Annotated in this window: 16 protein-coding genes, 1 tRNA gene and 1 other RNA gene; 15 read left to right on the top strand and 3 right to left on the bottom strand. The window is 67.8% G+C overall.

Annotated elements, in window-relative coordinates; translation table 11 throughout:
- Positions 1-3: 3 nt before the first annotated feature.
- The 6 genes from E6J58_13250 (at position 4) to E6J58_13225 (ending at position 9,184) form a co-directional block, all read left to right on the top strand.
- Positions 4-2,574, top strand: a complete 2,571-nt coding sequence (locus E6J58_13250; protein TMB36682.1) for a TIGR03960 family B12-binding radical SAM protein — start codon at positions 4-6, stop codon at positions 2,572-2,574.
- A complete protein-coding gene (locus E6J58_13245; GenBank protein TMB36681.1) occupies positions 2,571-3,299 on the top strand; it encodes a CPBP family intramembrane metalloprotease in 729 nt (242 codons plus the stop codon). The genes E6J58_13250 and E6J58_13245 overlap by 4 nt, the downstream gene beginning before the upstream one ends.
- A 55-nt stretch (positions 3,300-3,354) precedes the next feature.
- Entirely contained in the window at positions 3,355-4,728 is a 1,374-nt protein-coding gene (locus E6J58_13240) for an FHA domain-containing protein (protein ID TMB36680.1), read from the top strand.
- Positions 4,729-5,107: 379 nt separating this feature from the next.
- Positions 5,108-7,390, top strand: a complete 2,283-nt coding sequence (locus E6J58_13235) for an Rne/Rng family ribonuclease (protein ID TMB36679.1) — start codon at positions 5,108-5,110, stop codon at positions 7,388-7,390.
- Between the two features lie 59 nt (positions 7,391-7,449).
- Positions 7,450-8,754, top strand: coding sequence for a YihY/virulence factor BrkB family protein (locus tag E6J58_13230; GenBank protein ID TMB36678.1), 1,305 nt, complete (start codon positions 7,450-7,452; stop codon positions 8,752-8,754).
- Between the two features lie 97 nt (positions 8,755-8,851).
- Positions 8,852-9,184 carry an integration host factor subunit beta gene (locus tag E6J58_13225; GenBank protein ID TMB36677.1) on the top strand — a complete coding sequence of 111 codons (333 nt, stop codon included), beginning with the start codon at positions 8,852-8,854 and terminating at the stop codon, positions 9,182-9,184.
- Positions 9,185-9,187: 3 nt separating this feature from the next.
- Here the strand turns inward: E6J58_13225 and E6J58_13220 are convergent, their stop codons facing one another.
- Entirely contained in the window at positions 9,188-10,903 is a 1,716-nt protein-coding gene (locus E6J58_13220; GenBank protein ID TMB36676.1) for a HAMP domain-containing histidine kinase, read from the bottom strand.
- 174 nt (positions 10,904-11,077) lie between these two features.
- On the opposite strand from E6J58_13220, the gene E6J58_13215 reads away from it, so the two are divergent.
- From E6J58_13215 to E6J58_13195, 5 genes are all read left to right on the top strand, one after another.
- Complete coding sequence (locus tag E6J58_13215) at positions 11,078-11,275, top strand: 30S ribosomal protein S21 (GenBank protein TMB36675.1); 198 nt, start codon at positions 11,078-11,080, stop codon at positions 11,273-11,275.
- A 78-nt stretch (positions 11,276-11,353) separates the two neighbouring features.
- Positions 11,354-11,806, top strand: a complete 453-nt coding sequence (locus E6J58_13210; protein TMB36674.1) for a GatB/YqeY domain-containing protein — start codon at positions 11,354-11,356, stop codon at positions 11,804-11,806.
- A 68-nt stretch (positions 11,807-11,874) separates the two neighbouring features.
- Complete coding sequence (gene dnaG / locus E6J58_13205; protein ID TMB36673.1) at positions 11,875-13,590, top strand: DNA primase; 1,716 nt, start codon at positions 11,875-11,877, stop codon at positions 13,588-13,590.
- A gap of 88 nt (positions 13,591-13,678) precedes the next feature.
- Complete coding sequence (gene rpoD, locus E6J58_13200) at positions 13,679-15,826, top strand: RNA polymerase sigma factor RpoD (GenBank protein ID TMB36672.1); 2,148 nt, start codon at positions 13,679-13,681, stop codon at positions 15,824-15,826.
- A 155-nt stretch (positions 15,827-15,981) separates the two neighbouring features.
- Positions 15,982-16,335, top strand: a complete 354-nt coding sequence (locus E6J58_13195) for an energy transducer TonB (protein ID TMB36671.1) — start codon at positions 15,982-15,984, stop codon at positions 16,333-16,335.
- On the opposite strand, the gene E6J58_13190 is transcribed toward E6J58_13195, so the two are convergent.
- Positions 16,332-16,850 carry a hypothetical protein gene (locus tag E6J58_13190; protein TMB36670.1) on the bottom strand — a complete coding sequence of 173 codons (519 nt, stop codon included), beginning with the start codon at positions 16,848-16,850 and terminating at the stop codon, positions 16,332-16,334. The genes E6J58_13195 and E6J58_13190 overlap by 4 nt on opposite strands.
- 63 nt (positions 16,851-16,913) lie before the next feature.
- Between E6J58_13190 and E6J58_13185 the strand changes: the two genes are divergently transcribed.
- The 3 genes from E6J58_13185 to E6J58_13175 all read left to right on the top strand — a co-directional run bounded on the left by E6J58_13185 (position 16,914) and on the right by E6J58_13175 (position 18,358).
- Positions 16,914-16,986, top strand: a tRNA-Met gene (locus tag E6J58_13185).
- 55 nt (positions 16,987-17,041) lie between these two features.
- Positions 17,042-17,773, top strand: a complete 732-nt coding sequence (locus E6J58_13180; protein ID TMB36669.1) for a hypothetical protein — start codon at positions 17,042-17,044, stop codon at positions 17,771-17,773.
- Positions 17,774-18,358 carry a ribonuclease HI family protein gene (locus tag E6J58_13175; GenBank protein ID TMB36668.1) on the top strand — a complete coding sequence of 195 codons (585 nt, stop codon included), beginning with the start codon at positions 17,774-17,776 and terminating at the stop codon, positions 18,356-18,358.
- Here the strand turns inward: E6J58_13175 and E6J58_13170 are convergent, their stop codons facing one another.
- The gene (locus tag E6J58_13170; protein TMB36667.1) at positions 18,359-19,333 is read right to left on the bottom strand and encodes a hypothetical protein; all 975 of its coding nucleotides are present in this window, start codon (positions 19,331-19,333) and stop codon (positions 18,359-18,361) included.
- A gap of 50 nt (positions 19,334-19,383) precedes the next feature.
- Between E6J58_13170 and rnpB the strand changes: the two genes are divergently transcribed.
- An RNA gene (gene rnpB, locus E6J58_13165) (RNase P RNA component class A) lies at positions 19,384-19,752 on the top strand.
- Positions 19,753-19,925 lie beyond the last annotated feature (173 nt).

The following is a 19,925-nucleotide window of genomic DNA, read 5'->3' as shown; positions in this document are numbered from 1 at the left end:
GGCATGCAGCTGCCCGTCCTCGACCGCCTCATCCTCTCCGCCCAGAGGCCCTCGCGCTACGCCGGCGGAGAGCTGAACGCGGTGCGCAAGGACCTCGCCGCGGCTCGGGTGAAGTGGGCGCTCGCGTTTCCCGACACCTATGAGGTGGGGATGAGCAACGTCGGGTTTCGCTTGCTGTACCACGCGCTGAACGAGCGTCCCGACGTCGCCTGCGAGCGCGTCTTCATGCCGTGGCCCGACATGGAGCGTGCCCTGAAGGCGGAGCGGCAACCGCTGTTCTCCATCGAAAGCCGCGCGCCGCTCGGCGCCTTCGACGTGGTCGGGTTCACCCTGCAGTTCGAGCTCTGCTACACCACGGTGCTCGCGATGCTCGAACTGGGCGGCATCGCGCTGCACGCGAGGGATCGGGAGCGGGAGGACCCGCTGATCCTGGGCGGCGGCCCGTGCACCTACAATCCGGAGCCCGTCGCGGACTTCTTCGACGCCTTCGTGATTGGGGAAGGCGAAGAGGTGGTGCATGAGATCAGCGACGCGATGGCCGACTGGAAGCGCGGGCGCGGTTCCCGCGAAGACCTGCTCTGGCTGCTCGCCGAAATCTCCGGCGTCTACGTTCCCTCGCTGTTTCGTCCCCACTACAACGGCGACGGCACGTTACGCGCGTACGAGCCGCTGAAGCCCGGATACGACAACATCGTCCGCCGCGTCATCCCGGATCTGAACCTCGTCCCGCAGGCGGAAAAGCCGATCGTGCCCTTCATGCAGACGGTGCACGACCGGCTGCCGCTGGAGATCCAGCGCGGCTGCACGCGGGGCTGCCGCTTCTGCCAGGTGGGAATGATCACGCGGCCGACGCGGCAGCGCGACCCGAACGACGTCCGCCGCATCGCCGAGCAGGGCCTGGAAGCGACGGGATACGAAGAGGTCGGGTTCCTCTCGCTCAGCGCGGGAGACTACTCCTGCATCGACGGCGTGCTGGAGGATTTCTTCGACGAGCTGGGGCCAGAGAACATCGGCATCTCGCTCCCCAGCCTCCGTACCGAGACGATGTCCGAGAAGCTCGCCTCGCAGATCAAGCGCGTGCGCAAGAGCGGATTCACGGTTGCACCCGAGGCGGCCACCGAGCGGATGCGGCGGGTGATCAACAAGGGCAACGCGGAGAAGGACCTGCTCCACGCGGTGGACACGGTGTTCGGCGCGGGCTGGGACCTGGTGAAGTTCTACTTCATGATCGGGCTGCCGGCGGAGCGCGACGAGGACGTGCGCGCGATCGTGAAGCTGTCGGCCGACGCGCTTCGCCGGGGAAAGAAGTCGAACCCGCGGGCGGAGATCAACGTCGGCGTCTCCACCTTCTGTCCCAAGCCGTTCACGCCGTTCCAGTGGGATCCGATGATCCCGCTGGAGGAGACGCAGCGGAAGCACGCGCTCTTGCGCGAGGAGCTGCGGCGGCTCGGGCGCGGCTACCGCGACCTGCACGTGAAGCCGCACGATGCGAGGCAGAGCGCTCTGGAAGGCGCTCTGGCGCTGGGCGATCGGCGGCTCGCGACCGCGGTGTTGCACGCGTACCGACGCGGACAGCGCCTCGACGGCTGGACCGAGCACTTCAATCTCGACGTCTGGCAGGAAGCGTTTGCCGAGACGGAGCGCCGTCATGGAGTCGGGCTGCGCTTCTTCGCCCACCGCGAGAAGGGCGAGCGCGAGACGCTGCCCTTCGATCACATCGACTGCGAGGTGACCAAGCCGTACCTGTGGAAGGCGCGGGTGGGGGCATTGCGCGAGGCGCAGGTACCCGACTGCGCGTACGGCGAGGAAATCTGCACCGCCTGCGGCGCCTGCGACTACGAGGTGGTGGATACCATCGTGTATCACCCGGGTGATTACCGGCGGCAGCCCGCGAGCGCGCCGGAAGCGCTCCCGGCGGAGCGGACGTTCCTGCGCTTGCGCTACGGGAAGGAGGGCGTGGCGGTCGCCCTCAGTCATCTGGAGACGATGACGGCGCTCTTGCGCACGTTCCGGCGCGCGAAGCTGTCGATCCCGCATTCGCAAGGGTTCCACCCGAAACCGAAGGTCAGTTTCGGGCCGGCGTGTCCCGTGGGGACGGAAAGCCGTGCCGAGTACCTCGATCTGGAGCTGTTCGGCATGCAGGAGCCGGCGGACGTCGCCCGGCGCGTCCGCCAGAACCTGCCCGAAGGATTCCGGATCCTCGAATGCGAGGCGCTGCGGCCCGGGGGGGAATCCCTCTCGCGCACCATCCGCGGGCTCGAGTATCGGGTCGAGCTTCCCGAAGGCTTGCCGGACGCGGCGGCGCGGCTGGCGGAGTTCGCCGTTGCGGGAGAGGCCCTGGTGCTTCGCGAACGCGAGGGCAAGGAGCCGGTGCGCGTCGATCTGAAGAAGTCCCTGGACTCTCTGGTGGCTGCGGGTACGCGCGAGATCCGGTTCACGCTGCGCGCCGGCGAGAACGAGGCGGTGGCGCGTCCTTCGGAGCTCCTCTCCGCGCTCTTCGGCGCCGAGCTGACCCGGCCCGGCGTGGCGCGCATCGTTCGCGAGAACGCGATCTTCGGGACGCCGGCCGCGTGAACCGCACCTGGGCGCTCCTCGTCGCGCTCTGCGCCGCCGGCATCGCTCTGGCCTCGCCGTTCTTGCTCGCCGAAATCCGCGCAGTACACCCGCCCATGTCTCCGGCCGCGCTGCTGGCGCTCCAAGGTGTACAGGCGCTCGTGCTCTGCGCGCTGGCCGCATACGCGGGCGTGCGCTTTGCGCCGCGCGCGGGTCTCGATGCTCCCTGGCTGCGCGCCTTCGCCGAGCGCCGCCAGCGTCCGTCCGCTTTCAGCAGCGTGGCCATCGAGGCGGCTGCTGTGGGCAGCGTCACCGCGATCGCCGTCACCGCGATTGCGCTGATGCTGCGCTCCTCCGTGCCGGAGGGACTGTCGCACCCCGTGCCCGCGGGTTTCTGGACCCGCGCGAGCAGCGCGTTCTACGGCGGAATCGTCGAGGAGACGCTGCTGCGGTGGGGCGTGCTCACCGCGCTCTTTGCATTGGCGCGACGCATCGGCGTGCGCGCGCCCTTCTGGCCAAGCAACGTGACCGCGGCGTTGCTCTTTGGCGCGCTCCATCTGCCTTCGGTTGCGTTCGCGCGGATTCCGATCACCGGCGCCGTGATCGCCCACGTGCTGCTCGGCAACGGGATCGCCGGCGTCGTGTTCGGCTGGATGTTCAAGCGACGCGGGCTGGAGGGCGCGATGGTCGCGCACGGCGCTGCGGACGTGTGGCTCCAGGCCGCTCTGCCGGCGCTGCTTGCCTGACGGCGTGCACCGCCGGCGGCAAGCTGTTCGCCGCTGATTCTGGCAGACTGGCGCCGTGGATCGCACGCGCCCCGGGACCCAGACCGGAAACCACGTCGCCAAACCGCGGCGAGGCGACGCTCCCTACTTGTTCGTCGCGCTGCGGTGCGACCGCCCGCTCGAGGGCGCCGCGCGGATCTGCCTCGGCCGCGCCGACGAAGTGACGGTCGGCCGTGGGTCGGCGCTCGCGGTCCGCGCCGAGCAGTCCGCCCTCCGGGTCGACGTCCCCGACGTACGCGTCTCCGGCCAGCATCTGCGCATCTCGCGCGTGCTGGGCGAGTGGGTGCTCGAAGATCTCAAGTCCCGCAACGGGACCTTGCTGGATGGTTCGCGCGTCGATCGGATCGGAATCGCGGATGGCGCACTGATCGAGGCGGGGCAGACCTTTTTCATCTTCCGCACCGCATTGCCGCAGGCCGGAAACGTGCTCGAGGCGACGGCACTGGAAACGCCGACCCCAGGCCTGGAAAGCCTTGTCCCCTCGTTCGCCAACGAGCTCGAGCGCGTCCGCACCGTCGCGAAGTCTCGCCTCCCGGTGCTCCTGCAGGGGGAAACCGGTACCGGCAAGGAGGTCATCGCGTCGGCGATCCACCAACTCTCCGGCCGCTCCGGTCCGTTCCTTCCAGTGAACTGCGGCGCCCTGCCAGCGACGCTCGTGGAATCGGAGATGTTCGGCTACCGCAAGGGCGCCTTCTCCGGCGCCATGGAAGACCGCCCGGGACTGATCCGCAGCGCGGAGGGCGGGACGCTGCTGCTCGATGAGATCGGCGACCTTCCGCTGCCGGCGCAAGCGACGCTCCTGCGCGTACTGCAGGAGGAAGAGGTGATGCCGGTCGGTGGAACCCGGCCCACCAAGGTGGACGTGCGTGTCATCGCCGCGACGCATCGCGACCTGCCGGGCCTGGTCGCGCAGGAAAAGTTCCGCAACGATCTGTTGATGCGGTTGTGCGGGTTCACCGTGAACCTCTCGCCGCTGCGCGAGCGGCGAGAGGACTTCGGCCTGCTGCTTTCCCGGCTGCTGCGGCGCATCGATGCCGGCAAGCTCACGTTCACGCCCGAAGCGGGTCGCGCGATGCTGCGTCATTCCTGGCCCGGCAACATCCGCGAGCTGGAGAAGTGTCTCTCCCGAGCCTCGGTCCTCGCGGAGGATGGAGTGGTCGAGCTCGAACATCTTCCGCCATCCGTGACCGCGGCGCCCGCCGCGCCTGTCCGCCCGTCGGAAGCTCAGCTTTCTGCCGACGACCGGGCACGTCGCGAGCAGATCGTCTCCTTGCTCCGTGAGCACGGCGGCAACGTCACCTCGGTCGCCAAGGCGATGGGCAAGGCGCGCACCCAGGTTCAACGCTGGCTGCGCCGCTACGATCTCGATCCCCTGACGTACAGGCGCTGAACCGTGGCGCCACTGGGGAACGTCAACTCCCCGTAACGACCCTTCTTTGGGGGGTGGGCGGCGCGCTAGGACAGGGCGCCGCCCCGCTGTTTTTCCGTGGCAAATCCCGCCCTGCACGCGCTCGGTTCTTGCGACTCGGGAAACCGGATGCTACCCTGTGCCTTGTCTGCTTCGGTGGTAGTTTTTACAGCCGCCGAAGCCTCAATGCGCCTTCGGCGGCGGGGGCGGCGCGCAGCCGCGCACCTCCGACGCTTCCGGCGCCATGAGCGAGGCTGGGTGGCCCTGCCAGGTTCACTCTCCGGTTTCACGAAGCGGCGCCCCACGGGCGCCCCGCCGCCGTCGCGCGATATCCGCGCGACCGCGCCAGAAGGATCTTTCGATGTCCAACATCCTCGTGATCAACGCCTCGGGTCAGGAGACCCGGGTGGCGCTGATCGAGCAAGGGACGATCTCTGAGTACTACCTGGAGCGGAAGAACGAGAAAGGAATAGTCGGGAACATCTATAAAGGAAGGGTAGTCCGGGTGCTCCCCGGCATGCAGGCCGCGTTCGTCGACATCGGCCTCGACAAGGCAGCCTTCCTCTACGTCGGCGACATCGTTTCCGACCCCACCTTCCCCGGCTTCTCCGAGGAAATGGACATCAAGGCAGGCGCCGTCGAGGGCGATCCCCTCGAGGCCGACGACCTGCCCGAGCCGTCCGACGAGCCGCTTCCGCAAGCGGCCGAGAGCCCGCCGTCCGTCGCCGAAGTGGCCGCGGTCCCCGAGCCGGCGCAGGAGGCGCCTGCACCGGCGACGCAGGAGCCAGCCGAGGTCGCCACGCCCTCGCCGGAGCCTGTTCCCGCGGAAGCCGCGGCCGGTGCGCAGACGGCGGAGCCCGCCGACATCGTCGACCTGCATCCCGACGACGCACTCGACGACGAAGAAGAGGACGACGACGAGGAGCTGGACGAGGCCGACGCCGCACACGCTGCCGCGGAGGAGGTGCTGGCGGCGGAGCAGGCCAAGGCCTCCGAACCGCCGCCTGGCGGCGAGCCTGCTGCGGAGGCCGCGCAGCAACAGGCGGCGACTCCGCCACCGGAAGCGGGAGCCCGTGGGCTTCCTGCGGAACAGCGTCCAGCCGCGCGCGAAGGCAGACGGGGGCGGCGCCGCGGAGGCCGCGGTCGGCGCAGAGGGGGCGAGAGCGCGCGTCCCGAGCAGCCAAAAGGCGAGCGCCGGCAGGAAAATGGCAAGCCCTGGCAGAGCCAGGAACGCCGAGGCGGCAACGGCGACAAGCGCAACGGCAACGGCAAGCACCGCGCGCAGATCCAGGACCTGCTCAAGGAAGGCGACGAGGTCCTCGTCCAGGTGGTGAAGGACCCCATCGGCACCAAGGGCGCCCGCATCACCTGCCACATCTCGCTTCCGGGCCGGCACCTGGTCTTCATGCCGACAGTCGATCACGTCGGCATCTCCCGCCGCATCGAGAACGAGAAGGAGCGGCGGCGACTGCGCGAGCTGGTCGATCGCTACCGGCCGCCGGGCACCGGATTCATCGTCCGCACCGTCGCCGAGAACGAGCCGAGCGAAAAGCTGACGGCGGACATCAAGTTCCTCCTCGGGCTCTGGAACGAGGTGGGCAAGAAGCGCGAGTCGATGAAGGCTCCCGCCTGCGTGCACCCCGACCTCGACCTGATCCTGCGCAGCATCCGCGACCTCTTCTCCGACGAGGTGGAGAAGCTGGTGATCGACGACCGTTCCGAGTTCGAGCGGGTGCGGGCCTTCGTCGAGCAGGCGGCTCCCGAGCTGAAGGAGCGCATCGAGCTGTACGGCGGCGAGGAGCCCATCTTCGACGAGTTCGGCATCGAGCAGGAGCTGGTCCGCGCGCAGAACCGCAAGGTCTGGCTGAAGAGCGGAGGCTACATCATCATCGACCAGACGGAGGCGCTGGTCGCCATCGACGTGAACTCGGGACGCTATGTCGGCAAGAAGGGCGCCGGCGCGTCGCTCGAGGACACCATCACCAAGATCAACTGCGAGGCGGCCAAGGAGATCGTGTACCAGCTCCGCCTGCGCAACATCGGCGGCATCATCATCATCGACTTCATCGACATGGACAAAGGCGCCAACCGGGAGAAGGTGTTCAAGACCCTCCAGGAAGCGCTGGCCGTCGACCGTGCGAAGACGAACGTCCTCAAGATCAGCGACATCGGCCTGGTGGAGATGACGCGCAAGCGCGTCCGCGAGAGCATCACCCGGCTGACGACCGAGATCTGCCCCACCTGCGACGGCCGCGGCCACGTCCGCAGCAAGACGACGATGGCGTACGACATCATGCGCGAGGTCCAGCGCGCCGCCGGCAAGCACCGCGAGGACCAGTTGGTGGTCTCCTGCCACCCCGATGTGGCGAAGCTGCTGCAGGGGCCGGAGCGCGAAGCGATGCGCCTGTTGATGATGAAGCTCAACAAGAGCATCACCGTCCGCCCGCAGCCGCAGTACCACCTCGAGCAGTACGATCTGCACGCGAAGTGGAGCCGCCCCGATCTGCAGCAGGCCCAGCGCGGCCAGGGACGGCGCGACGGCGGCCGGCGTGAGGGTAATCGCGGCTCGCAGACGCGTCCGGATCAACCGGCGGCGGCAGAAGCCCGTTCGCAGGAGCCGCCGGCGGTGAAGGTGGGCGACTGACCCGCCCCCTCACAGCCCGTTTCCTGGCGTTTCGTGAACGGGCGCACTCGTTCCCGGCGGTGCGGCGGCTCGTCCGCGCGCTGGTGCTCGTCGGCCGCGGGTTCCGGGGCGAGGTCATCTCGCTGCGCGCGGCGGCGCTCACCTATCTGACCCTGTTTGCCTTGGTGCCGCTCCTCGCCGTGCTCTACAGCGTCGTCGACCTCTTCACGGGCGAGGCGCAGATCCACGACCGGGTGCAGGGCTACGTCAATTCGCAGCTCGGCATCGGTGCCGGCGCCGCCATTGCCGGCGCGCTGACCACCTTCACCAGCAAGGCCACGGTGAAAACGCTGGGCGCCATCGGCTTTGCGGTGCTGCTCGTCTCGGTCCTCTCGCTGCTCTGGAACATCGAGAGCGCGTTCAACCACATCTACGCGGTAAGGAAGCCGCGCTCTCCCGTCCAGCGATTGCTCAAGTACTGGTCCTTCCTCACGCTCGGGCCGATCTTCCTCACGCTCTCCATCTACGTGACCTGGACCATCTCCCGGATGCAGGAGACGCACGGCGCGCACAACCACCCGAACCACAGCGAGGTGTTGCACGTGCTGGCGGCGCTTTCCTCGATCGCCATCACGTACGCGGCGCTTGCGTTTCTCTACAAGGTGATCCCCAACGCCCGCGTCCGCCTGCGCTCGGCGCTGCTCGCCGCGTTCGTCGCCGGCAGCGCCTGGGAGGTGGCGAAGTTCCTCTTCGCCTGGGCGTCGGGTCGGATGGTACAGGTCCACCGCATCTACGGTTCGGTGGCCGTCCTTCCCATCACGCTGACCTGGATCTACATCTCCTGGTTCATCGCGCTGATCGGGTGCCGCCTCTGCTATGCGCTCGATGCCTCGCGCAAGCCGGAGCCACATCCCGCGCTGCAGGCGGCGCTGGCCCGGGAGGCGTTCGTCATGCGCTCGATCGTCGCGCTCGCGCAGCTCCATCGCGAGCGGGGCGCGCCCGTCCGGGTGCAGGCGCTCGTTCGCGAGCTCGGAGCGTCGTCGCGCCTCGTACGGGAGGGGCTGGCGGCGCTGGCTGACGCAGGGCTCGCCGTGGAGGCGAAGCAGGGCGGATGGCTGCTGTCGCGCGATCCCTCGCGCATCACGCTCGCCGAAGTGCGCGCTGCCGGCCGCGCCTCCTTGCGGTTCCCCGCCCAGAACATCGAGGATGAAGTCGGCCTCGCCATCCAACGATCTTTGACGCGTGCGGACGGAGCCGCGGCTGCCGCCTTGGGCGAATCGCTCGAATCGCTCGTGCGGCTCTTCGAGGCGGCGCCTGTCGAGGGCGTCTCGACGCCGGAGCCTCGCCCGCTTGGGGTGGGGCAAAGTGCGCACAAGCCTGCCTGATTTTCCTGCGTTCCGGCGCTTGCCCGCGCCCGCCCCGTTCATGTAACGTTCCCATCCGTCGAACGTTTTCGACCGCCGGACCTCGCGGAGTGCATGCATGCTGAAGAGCGATCTGATCGCCATTCTGGTGGCAAAGCGCCAGCTCACGCAAAAGCAGGCTGAGCTCACCATCGAGACGATCTTCGAGTCGATGAAAGCGGCCCTCTGCAAGGGCGATAACATCGAAATTCGCGGTCTTGGCGCATTCCACGTCAAGAACTACCAGGGGTACAACGGGCGTAACCCCAAGACGGGAGAAGTGATCCCCGTCAAGCCGAAGCGGGGCATCCTCTTCCGCACCGGCAAGGAGCTGCGCGACCGGGTGAACCGGGCGCACGCGCCGCAGAAGCAGCCTTCGGCGCCGCCGAAGTCCGAGACCGGCACGGCGTAGGCTCTACGATCGGGGCGCGGAGGTCACCGCGCTCGGCGGCAGCGGGAACGAAAGGCGGAACAGCGCTCCCCGAGCTCCGGGCAGCGCGGCCAGCTCCCCGCCGTGCATGCGCGCGATCTCCGAGGAGATCCAGAGCCCCAACCCGTTCCCGCTCTCTCCCTTCGTGCTGAAGAACGGCTCGAAGATCCGCGTCCTCAGCTCCGCGGGAATCCCGGGACCGGAGTCCTCGACCTCGACGAACGCGAAAGCGCCGTCCGCCCGGACCCGCACGATCAGGCGCGCGTGCTGCTGCTGGTGCATGGCATCGAGCGCGTTGATCAAGAGATTGACCAGCACCTGCCCGAGGAGCGTGGGCTGGCAGGAGACGAGCGGGACATCCGGCGCGTACTGGCGCTCGAGCGCCACGCCGGCGGCGCGCATGCGCTGGGCGACGAGGGTGAGCGCCAGATCGATCTCGTGGCAGAGCATCACCTCGCGCAGCTCGCCGCCTGCGAATCGCGCGCCCTGCCGCATCGCGATGAGCACTTCCCGCATGCGCGCGGTCCCTGCCCGCGCCGCGAGCACCTTCTCGCGCACGGATGCGGCCAGCGGGTCCATCTCAAGGCTTTCCAGCTCGACGCTGACCCAGGTCAGCGGCGTGGACAGCTCGTGCGCCAGGCCTCCCGCGAGCGTTCCCAGGTTGATGAGGCCGATCTGGCGCGCAACTTCGACACGGGCCCGGTGCTCTCTTCGCCGGAGCGCGTCCTGCAGGTGCGCGCCGGCGATCGCGACCAGGGCGACGGTGACGAGATAGGAAGCGGCCGTGAGCAGGGGAAGCGCGTCGCCGGGCTGCATGCCGAAGAGCAGCGGCACGATGGCGATGCCAAGACCGACGAGCTGCACGATCGCCGCCTGCGGCGCGGTGAGGGGCATCAGGATGCCCACGCCGGCGAGCACGGCGATGTTCGACGTCAGGTAAGGGCTCTGCGCGCCGCCCGTCGCGAACACACCGGCCTCGATGGTCGCGCAGATCACCGCGACGGAGACCACTGCCAGCGGGAACGAGGAGGGAAGCCTGTGTGCGAAGCGGGCGACGAGCCCGAGCAGGGCGGCTGCGGCCGTCCGCGCCGCGAGCAGCGGAATCCACAGCAGCGGGGCCGTTGCGCGGTCGAGCAGGGTGAAGAGGACGAGGATCGGCGCGGCAAGCAAGGCCGCGGAGCGCATCGCCGTCCGCTGGTTCGCGGCGAGCTCCGTCTCGTATTCCGGCAGCGTCACCGACACGCGCGCTTCGGTCATGCGTTGGTTGGACAGTATGCGGCGGTCACAGAGCCGCTGTAAATGCACCAGATCGACGGCGGGTGGGGGGTTGCGCCTCTCGCGCGCACATCCCCACATCGACTGCGTTGCTGCGCCTGGACCGCGATTTTTATAGTCGAACGGCAATTCTGGAGAGAGGCTTCCGCTTTCGCACGCGCATCGGCTGGTACTCGCCGTCATCGGGCTACTTCCGCTCCTGGTGCTCGGCTGGCTCTCCTTTTCCCTGAACCGCGACGAGCTGGAAAGGACCGTCGGCGGCGCCCAGTGGCGCTTCTCGGCGCGTTGCTCAGTCCGGATCGCCCTCGTCAACGTTCGCCTGGTAGTCGAGCGGGAACGGCTGCTCGAGCAGCTGCGCAAGTTCGAGTCCGAGTTGGAGAAGCGCGATGCACAGCTCCACGAGAAGCGCACGGAGATCGAGATCATGTCGCGCTTCTGCGCGACAGGGAGAGCGGAACGACGCCCCGGCGCGATTGAGCGCTCCGGACCTTGTCGGGCAGCGGTTTGACAGTCCCCTGCCTGCGCATATACTGCCCCGCTTTCGCGCGGGTCCCTCCGCGTCGATCGAGGCCTTCGGGCCAGAAGGTGGTGATTCGGAGAATGCCGGGCGTGCGCGTCAAGGAAGGGGAGTCGTTCGAGAACGCGATGAAGCGCTTCAAGAAACAGTGCGAGAAAGCTGGCATCCTGAGCGAGATCAGGAAGCGCGAGCACTACGAGAAGCCGTCCGTCAAGCGCAAGAAGAAGGCGCTGGCGGCGAAGAAGCGCGCCCTGAAGAAGGCACGAAAAGGCATGATGTAGCCCTGTCGCCTCTGGATCACACCCGCCGTACCGGGCCCTGCGCGACGCGTTCGCGCGGGGCTTTTGATCGAGAAGGACATGCTGGCCGATCGAATTGACGCGGACATGAAGACCGCCGCCCGCGCGAAGGACGCGCGCAGGCTGGGCACGCTGCGCATGCTCAAGAGCCAGATGAAGTATCGCGAGATCGAGAAGGGTCAGCCCCTCGAAGACGGGGACGTGGTCGGGGTGATCGGCTCGATGATCAAGCAGCGCAAGGACTCGGCCGCGCAGTACATTGCCGGCCGCCGGCCCGAGCTGGCCGAGAACGAGAATGCGGAAATCACCATCCTCGAGGGGTACCTGCCGCGCCAGCTGACCGATGCGGAGCTCGCCGAGCTGGTGCAAGAATCGGTGGCGGCATCGGGCGCCAAGGGTCCCCGGGACATGGGAGCGGTGATGAAGGCGCTGATGCCGAAGATCGCCGGACGCGCCGAGGGCAAGCGCGTCAGCGATGCGGTGAAGAACGCCTTGTCCAAGCTCGGCGCGTAGCCTTTGCGGCTATGTTTGGGCGCGATCGTTGCCCGGTTCGGGCTGTAGAGTGCGATTCCACGCGGTAGATGATCCTGGCGGCGAGACAGTTGGCGAGCATTTCCGACGAGAAGCTTCAGGAGCTGCGGGACCGGGTGGACCTGGTCGCCGTCGTGCAGCGGCGCGTGCCGCTGAAGAAGAGCGGGCGCGACTGGAAGGGCCTCTGCCCCTTTCACGGGGAGAAGACCTCCAGCTTCTATGTCGTCCCCGACAAGAAGATGTTCCACTGCTTCGGCTGCGGCGTCTCGGGAGACGCGATCAAGTTCGTGATGCAGATGGAAGGACGGAGCTTCCGCGACGCCGTCGAGCAGCTCGCAGGCGAGGCCGGCGTCGACCTGACTCCACCCGATCCGGAGGAAGCGCGCCGCTCGGCACGGCGCGCAGCGCTCGGCGAGGTGAACGAGAAAGCGTGCACCTTCTACGAGCGGGTCCTTTGGGAGCATCCCAAGGGCGAAGTCGCGCGCGAGCACCTGCGCAAGCGCGGCATCACCGAGGACACGGCCAAGGCGTGGCGCCTGGGCTACGCGCCTAACCTCTGGGACTCACTTATGAAGTCCCACGCGCTCAAGGGAGTCGACCCTGCGCTCGTCGAGGAGGCCGGCCTCGGCGTGCCGCGCAAGAAGGGTCCAGGCCTTTACGATCGCTTCCGCGGACGCCTGCTGATCCCCATCCGCGAGAGCGGCCGCATCGTCGGGTTCGGCGGCCGCCTCCTGGAGGGTCAGAGCGAGGCGAAATACCTCAACTCCCCCGACACGCCGCTGTACCAGAAGGGACAGTCGCTGTTCGCGCTGGACCGCGCGCGGGAGGCCATCCGCCGCGAGGAGGTGGCCGTCTTCGTCGAGGGTTACTTCGACGCCATCGGTTTGCACCAGGCAGGTGTGCTCACCGCCATTGCCACCTGTGGAACCGCCCTCACCGAGAAGCACCTGGAGCTGGTCAAGAAGGCGGGCGCGAAGGAGCTGGTCTTCGTCTTCGACGGCGACGCGGCAGGCCTGCGCGCGGCACAGCGCGCTTCCGAGATCGCGGCAGCCCAGGCCGTTGCTGCCCGGGTACTCGTGCCGCCGGGCGGCGAGGATCCCGACGAGACGGTCCTGCGCGTGGGCATCCAGGGCTTCCGGGACCTGCTCGCCGCCGCTCAACCCTCGCTCGAGTTCCTGCTCGACCGGGCACTGGGGCGGCTGCCGAAAGGTGCGCCTGTGGAGTCGCGTGTGCGCGCCGTCGATGCAGTCCGGGGGATCGTGCAGGCGGCGCCCAGCTCGCTCGCCCGCGACCTCTACGTCGAGAAAGTCGCGGAGATGGTCGGCGCTCCACCCGACTCCATCCGCCGTGCGCTCGCGGGAAAGGCGCCGCTGTCGCCGACGAAAGCGGCCCCGGCCCGCGCTGCCGAATCGGCGAAGCCGCTTCCGCTCTCGGTGCTGAAAGCGGAGCTCGTCATCCTCGCGGCGCTGGTGCGCAACCCCACGCTGGCGCCCGAGCTGGCTCACTCCGGCGGCGTGGGCGACTTCGTGCATCCCTCGCTGCGCGAGGCCGCGGACGCAGTCTGTTCGGGGCATGATGCCCAGACTGCGATCCGCGCCGTCGAGCCCGATTCGCTGAGGCAGCGGGTCCTCGATGCCTTGGCAGAGATGGAGCAGGCAGGCGACCACACTGACGCAAAGCGTCTATCCAGCCTTTTAAAAAAACATGCGCAAACCGTGGCGCTGGAGCGGAAGCAGCGCGCTTCGCCACGGGTTCCAAGGGCTTGAAACGATCCGAAAAAAAAGGGCGGTAAGGCATACCGTCCATTACTCTCCACCGACCCCCGACCGCCGAAGCACACTGGAGTTGACCGAGATGGCCGACAAGAAGTCCGCAGCCGCCCGCCGGAAGCACGGCGCCCCCAAAGCCGAGGCGAAGAGGGGCAAGCGCGAGAAGAAGGCTGCGCCGGAGCCGAAGAAGCACCTGAAGGCCGTGGGCAAGGCGGAATCGCCTGCCGCGAAGGTGAAGCGGGGAGAGAAGGACAAGGCGCCTAAGCAGGCGAAGAAGGCGTCGAAGGGCGACGACGAGGCGGAAGGGGAAGAGGTCGCGGAGGGCGAAGAGCCGGAGATCGAAGCCGCCGCCATTCCCGACGTAGGCGACGACGACGAGGTCGCGGCGGACATCGAAGAGGACGACGACGAGGATCTCGCGCCGGCCAAGAAGGGCAGCAAGGCCACCGAGCGCAAGGAAGTGAAGGACCTGCTCGCACTCGGGCGCGACAAGGGCTTCCTCACCTACGACGAGGTCAACGACGCGCTGCCGTCGGACATCGTCTCCTCCGACCAGATCGACGACGTGATGTCGATGTTCGGCGACAACGACATCGCCATCGTCGACGAGGCCAACAAGGTCAAGCTTCCCGAGACGAAGCCGCCCGAGCCGGAACCGGTAGTGGTGAAGGAGGAAGATCAAGCGACCCCGCAGGAAAAGGCGGAGCAGGAGGAGGAGGACGCATACTCCAAATCCAACGATCCGGTGCGCATGTACCTGCGCAAGATGGGCTCGGTCTCCTTGCTCACCCGCGAGGGCGAGGTGGAGATCGCCAAGCGCATCGAGGACGGCGAGAAGGAAGTGCTCGACGCCGTGCTCCACTCCAGCATCGCGATCAAGGAGATCATCCAGATCGGCGAGCGGCTGAAGAAGGGCAAGATGCGCGTGCGCGAAGTGATCCGCGACGCGCCGGACGAGGACGACGAGACCTTCGACGAGCAGGGTCGCACCGACCAGGTGGTGAAGCTGATCGACAAGATCCGCCGCCTGGACCGCGAGAACGAGCACTTCGCCGAGCTGATGACCTCCAAGACCCGCAAGGTCTCCGAGGGCAAGCGCAAGGAGTACCGCGACGCCATCGCCCGCAACGAGGCGTCGATGGCGGAGACTCTCGCCGAGGTGAAGCTGAACAAGCGCCAGATCGAGCGCATCATCGAGAACCTCAAGAAGCTGATCGAGCGCGTCGACCAGGTCGAGCGCGAGATGCGGCACATCGAGCAGCGCCTGGGCGTCGGCCTCCGGGAGCTCAAGGGGCTGCTGCGCGATTCCGAGGACGAGGGCAAGGGCGGCCTGGCTGCGCGCAAGAAATTGAAGATCCTGGGCCTCTCCGAGGAGGAAGTGGGAGAGGTGGCCCGCGCCATCGCGGCGGCCCCGCGGAAGGTGAAGCGCGTCGAGGAAGAGGCGCTGCTGCCGGTCGACGAGCTGAAGCGGAGCTACGGCGCCATCATCGCCGGAGAGCGCAAGGCGGAGAAGGCCAAGGCCGAGCTGGTCGAGGCCAACCTGCGCCTGGTGGTGTCGATCGCGAAGAAGTACACGAACCGCGGGCTGCAGTTCCTCGACCTGATCCAGGAGGGCAACATCGGCCTGATGAAGGCGGTCGACAAGTTCGAGTACAAGCGCGGCTACAAGTTCTCCACCTACGCCACCTGGTGGATCCGGCAAGCCATCACCCGCGCCATCGCCGATCAGGCCCGCACCATCCGCATCCCGGTGCACATGATCGAGACGATCAACAAGCTGATCCGCACCTCGCGCTACCTGGTGCAGGAGATCGGCCGCGAGCCCACTCCGGAGGAAATTGCGGAGAAGATGGAGCTCCCGCTCGACAAGGTGCGCAAGGTCCTGAAGATCGCCAAGGAGCCCATCTCGCTGGAGACTCCCATCGGCGAGGAGGAGGACAGCCACCTCGGCGACTTCATCGAGGACAAGGCCATCACCTCGCCCTCCGACGCGGTGATCAACATGAACCTCGCGGAGCAGACGCGGAAGGTGCTGGCGACGCTCACGCCGCGCGAGGAGAAGGTGCTCCGCATGCGCTTCGGCATCGGGGAGAAGTCCGACCACACCCTCGAGGAAGTGGGACAGGACTTCGAGGTGACGCGCGAGCGCATCCGGCAGATCGAGGCCAAGGCGCTGCGGAAATTGCGGCACCCGAGCCGCTCCAAGCGGCTGCGCAGCTTCGTCGAGAATTAGGCGCTGCCGCGCAGGCGCCTTTGCGGCGCTTGAGCGCAGTCATATCGGTCACGGCGTGAAGATGTGTTCCCGAGGCGCCCTTCCTCTCTGTTATTGGTTTCTCCTCGCGTCGATGGCGTGCGCGGGCATCCGTCCACCCCCCGAACCTGCGGGTGGTGGAATTGCTGGAACGGTCGTCGATGCCGTCAGCGACAAGCCCTTGCGAAGCGTGCTCGTACGCGTCCGAGGGGCAGACGGCATCTTTCGCGGCGCTCTCACGGACCGTGACGCGCTCGGATCCTTGCTATTCCGCGGACGCGTTGAATGCCGGGGTCGAGGGATGGATGGTCGTCCGATGTACCCTCACCACCGAAGGACGGGTGACCAGGTGCGCGATCATTCGCGACCTGCCTTACATGGGGGCTAATGTCATTCAAGCGCTCGAACAACGCCGCTATGCGCCGGCGATGCGCAACGGTGAGCCCATCGAAGTGAACTATACGTTCAAGCTGCATCTGACGATGCCCTAGAATCCGAGTCCGAGTCCGCCGTGCACCGACCAGTGCGGGGAGAGGCTCGTGCTGGTGAAGATGATGTCGCCGGCCACGTTGATGCTGAACAGGCTGGTGCGCTGCTCGAACCCGAAACCGAGACCGGTCCAGAGGCTGCTGGTCGCGGCTGCCGCTTGGGCGTTGACCTGGGCAGATCCCTGCTCGAGGCCGCGGTTGACTCGCGTGTTGCCCGCCAGGAACAGCTCCGCGACGGGCCGCAGCTCGCCTTCGCCGAAGAGGCGCCGCACGGCGAATCCGAGCTGCAGGCCGGGAAAGCCACCGCCGCCGCCGAGCTCCAGCTCGTCGTTGGGATCGAGCAGGTAGCTTACGCATCCGCCGAGGTACCCGTACGGCGCAAACTCGTTTCCGGCTTCGGCGCGGACGATCACTTTGGCGGGCTCGCCGCGGTCGCGGCGGCTTCCGCGGGAGAGATCGATTTCGTCGGCGAACGCGAGCGAAGGGACGAGGGCGACCAGCAAGGCGAGCGTCCGCACCTGCGCAGTATCGCCTTCATGGTGGGCGCACGCCACAGCCCGGGATACTCTGTGTGCACTCGCGGGCCCGTAGCTCAACGGTCAGAGCATCCGGCTCATAACCGGTCGCATGCAGGTTCGACTCCTGCCGGGCCCACATTGACATCTCGCGGCGCAGGGGCGAAAAAGCAAGCCCGCTTGGGAGGCAAACGTTGTCGCGAGAGAAGCTGAAGGCACTCGAAGAACTGCAGCAGGTCGATCTCAAGATCCGTGAGCTCTCCGCCGAAGCCGAAAAGCACCCGGCCCGCCTCAGGCAGATCGAGTCGGAGCGCAACCAGGCCAGGGCCCATCTCGACACCACGAGGGGACGCCTCGCCGACAACGAGCGCGCCCGCCGGCAAAACGAGCAGCTCCTCCAGCTGGAGAAGGAGAAGGTGCGCAAGTGGGAGTCGCGTCTGAACGAGCTGAAGACGCCGCGCGAATATGCGGCCCTGGCGCGCGAGCTCGACATCGCCAAGAAGACGAACCAGACCGCCGACGAGGAGATCAAGCGGCTGGCCTTGGAGCACGCAGACCTCAAGAAGCAGGTCGATGCCGCGGAGCAGGCGGTGGGGGAGAAGGAAAGCGTGGTGACGCGCGAAGGCGCCGAGATCAAGAGCGTGCTCGATGGCCTGCAGGGACGGATGTCGGAGCTCGAGGCCGAGCGGCAAAGACTCGTCGAGCTGTGCGATCGCTCGCTGGTGAGCAAGTACGAGCGCATTCGCAAGCAGCGCGGCGGGCTCGCCGTCGTGCCCGTCGTCGCGGGCACCTGCAAGGGCTGTCAGCGGAACATCCCGCCGCAGATGGCAAACAACCTGATCCTGGGCGACGAGATCCTCACCTGCCCCAACTGCCACCGGTTCATCTACGCCGCGGAGGAGCCGCAGGCGGCGGCCAACGTATAAGTGGTCTACACGCCCGCGCAGCTCCTGCTCGCGATCGCCGAGCACGAGACGCTGGAGAGGACCTGCGCGGCGCTGCGCGGCCTGACGCTGGAAGCCGCACGGAAACTGCTGCGCGGAGCGGCGCGCCAGCTCCAGCAGGAGAAGCTGCCATTGCCGGAAGCGAAAGTCCGTGGGGCAGGACGCGCGATTCGCGTCCATTCGGACGGAGCGGCGCGCGGCAACCCGGGTCCGGCCGGCGCGGGGGCCGTCCTGACGGATTCCGCGGGCAACGTGATCGCGCGCCTCGGGCGCTACCTGGGCAGGCAGACAAACAATGTCGCCGAGTATGAAGGGCTCCTCCTCGGCCTGAATCACGCTCGCGAGCTGGGTTACCGCGAGGTGGAGGTCCGCGCCGATTCGCAGCTCTTGATCCGTCAGCTCAAAGGCGAGTACGCCGTCCGCCATGCGGGGCTGAAGCCGCTGCATGCCGAAGCGCTGCGCGTGCTCCGCAGCTTCGATCGATTCGATCTGCAGCACGTTCCGCGCGAGGAGAATGCGCTGGCGGACGAGATGTCGAACCGCGCCATCGACGAGGAGATGGCGTGATCACCTTGCTGGCGCGACCAGGTCCGCTCGTCCGGTAACGCCGTTCGGGAGCTGCCCGCTGAGAATCATCTTCGCCCCCGGGCTCGACGGGAGGATCGCGACCTCCGCCTCGTTCGTTTCCAGCTCGTCCACCGGACGGTCGAAATGGCCGAGCTGGACGAGAGAGCCCTCCCCGCGCAGCCACAGCCTCACCGGAGCGCCGACGACTTCGCCGACCTCGTCCCAGGCGCGGACGGCGATTCGAATCGGTTCCATTTGCGTCGGGTGCGGCTCGAGCTCGAGGCGGACGATCGCGGCTGCCGGCACGATCTCGACCGGCAGCGACAGGTGCCGCGCCCCGAGCACGAGATCGAGGAACGACCATCCGGGTCCTCCGGCGCCGCGGACCTCGCGCTGCTTCGCCATGTCCCATTGCGTACCGGTCGCGATCCCGAGCGCCGGCGCGGACACGGCGAGCTTGCCGCCCGCGCACAGCGGCGATCGCGATTCGTCGACGGGGTACAGCCACACCGACGTGCTTCCGCCTTCCGCGATGCGCAGAGCGCGCAGCTCGGGGAAGGCGATTGCGAACGAGCTCACCCGCGCCATCAGCGCGACAGGCAGGGCGGCATGGAGCGCAAGCGGCGGGAATTGCTTCTTGCGCGCGCGCACGGCGACCTCGCCGGCCCCCGCCGTCCGTGCCTTGATCTGGATGTCCGTGCCGCGCACCGAAGCGACGGTCAGCCCGCCTGCCGCCGTCACCCGGAGAGGCGCCGCCGAGCAGGGAACCCGGTTGCCGTGGCCGCCGCACAGCCGGGAGAAGCGAAAGGTGGTGGAGAGGCGCGCCGAGGCCCCGACGGCGAGCGTCGAACGCAGCGCGGTGGCACCCGGCGGGACCTGCTCGAAGCAACGGCCTGCCTGGAGCGAATATCCGACGGCGCTCGGCGACGGCCGAAGCGAGATGGCGATCAGGACCGCGGCCACGACTGCGCTCATCCGTCGAGCGTAGCCGAGACCCTCTCCTTGCGTTAGAATTCGTCCTGGTCAGAGCCGCCCGGGCGGACGCCGGCGCTTTCAAAACGCGCGGGAGGAAAGTCCGGGCTCCACAGGGCAGGGTGCTGGCCAACGGCCAGCCGAGGCAACTCGCGGGACAGCGCCACAGAGAACAGACCGCCGGCGAAAGCCGGCAAGGGTGAAACGGTGCGGTAAGAGCGCACCGCGCCCGTGGTGACACGGGCGGCACGGCAAGCCCCACCCGGAGCAAGGGCACATAGGGGAGCAATGCGGTTGCCCGCCGCGCTCCCGGGTAGCCCGCTGGAGGCCGGCGGCAACGTCGGTCGTAGAGGAATGTTCGCCGCCGCCGGGAAGGCAACGACCCGGCGGAACAGAACCCGGCTTACAGGGCGGCTCTGACCATTTTTTTTCGCGACGCCGGTGACCGCGCGATTTTGGACGCGGTCTGCTGTGTGACGGATGCCGACGGCAGCCACCATCGATCGGCCGCCTCGGAGGTTCCATGACCCCGGTCGGCTGGGATCTCTCGCTGTCGGACGACTCGACATTGCATCTTTCGCCGCTGCAGCTCGGG

This window comes from Deltaproteobacteria bacterium (assembly GCA_005879535.1).
Taxonomy (GTDB): Bacteria; Myxococcota; Myxococcia; order Myxococcales; family 40CM-4-68-19; genus 40CM-4-68-19.
Note: the sequence above shows the minus strand (reverse complement) of the source record. Positions and strands in the feature narration are given on the sequence as shown.

Bases quoted from the DNA above. Each gene is read 5' to 3' on its own strand.
- E6J58_13225 (TMB36677.1), top strand. From the start codon at position 8,852: ATGCTGAAGAGCGATCTGATCGCCATTCTGGTGGCAAAGCGCCAGCTC.
- E6J58_13210 (TMB36674.1), top strand. From the start codon at position 11,354: ATGCTGGCCGATCGAATTGACGCGGACATGAAGACCGCCGCCCGCGCG.
- E6J58_13170 (TMB36667.1), bottom strand. From the start codon at position 19,333: ATGAGCGCAGTCGTGGCCGCGGTCCTGATCGCCATCTCGCTTCGGCCG.
- dnaG (TMB36673.1), top strand. From the start codon at position 11,875: ATGATCCTGGCGGCGAGACAGTTGGCGAGCATTTCCGACGAGAAGCTT.
- E6J58_13215 (TMB36675.1), top strand. From the start codon at position 11,078: ATGCCGGGCGTGCGCGTCAAGGAAGGGGAGTCGTTCGAGAACGCGATG.
- rpoD (TMB36672.1), top strand. From the start codon at position 13,679: ATGGCCGACAAGAAGTCCGCAGCCGCCCGCCGGAAGCACGGCGCCCCC.
- E6J58_13250 (TMB36682.1), top strand. From the start codon at position 4: ATGCAGCTGCCCGTCCTCGACCGCCTCATCCTCTCCGCCCAGAGGCCC.
- E6J58_13235 (TMB36679.1), top strand. From the start codon at position 5,108: ATGTCCAACATCCTCGTGATCAACGCCTCGGGTCAGGAGACCCGGGTG.
- E6J58_13220 (TMB36676.1), bottom strand. From the start codon at position 10,903: ATGATCTCGATCTCCGTGCGCTTCTCGTGGAGCTGTGCATCGCGCTTC.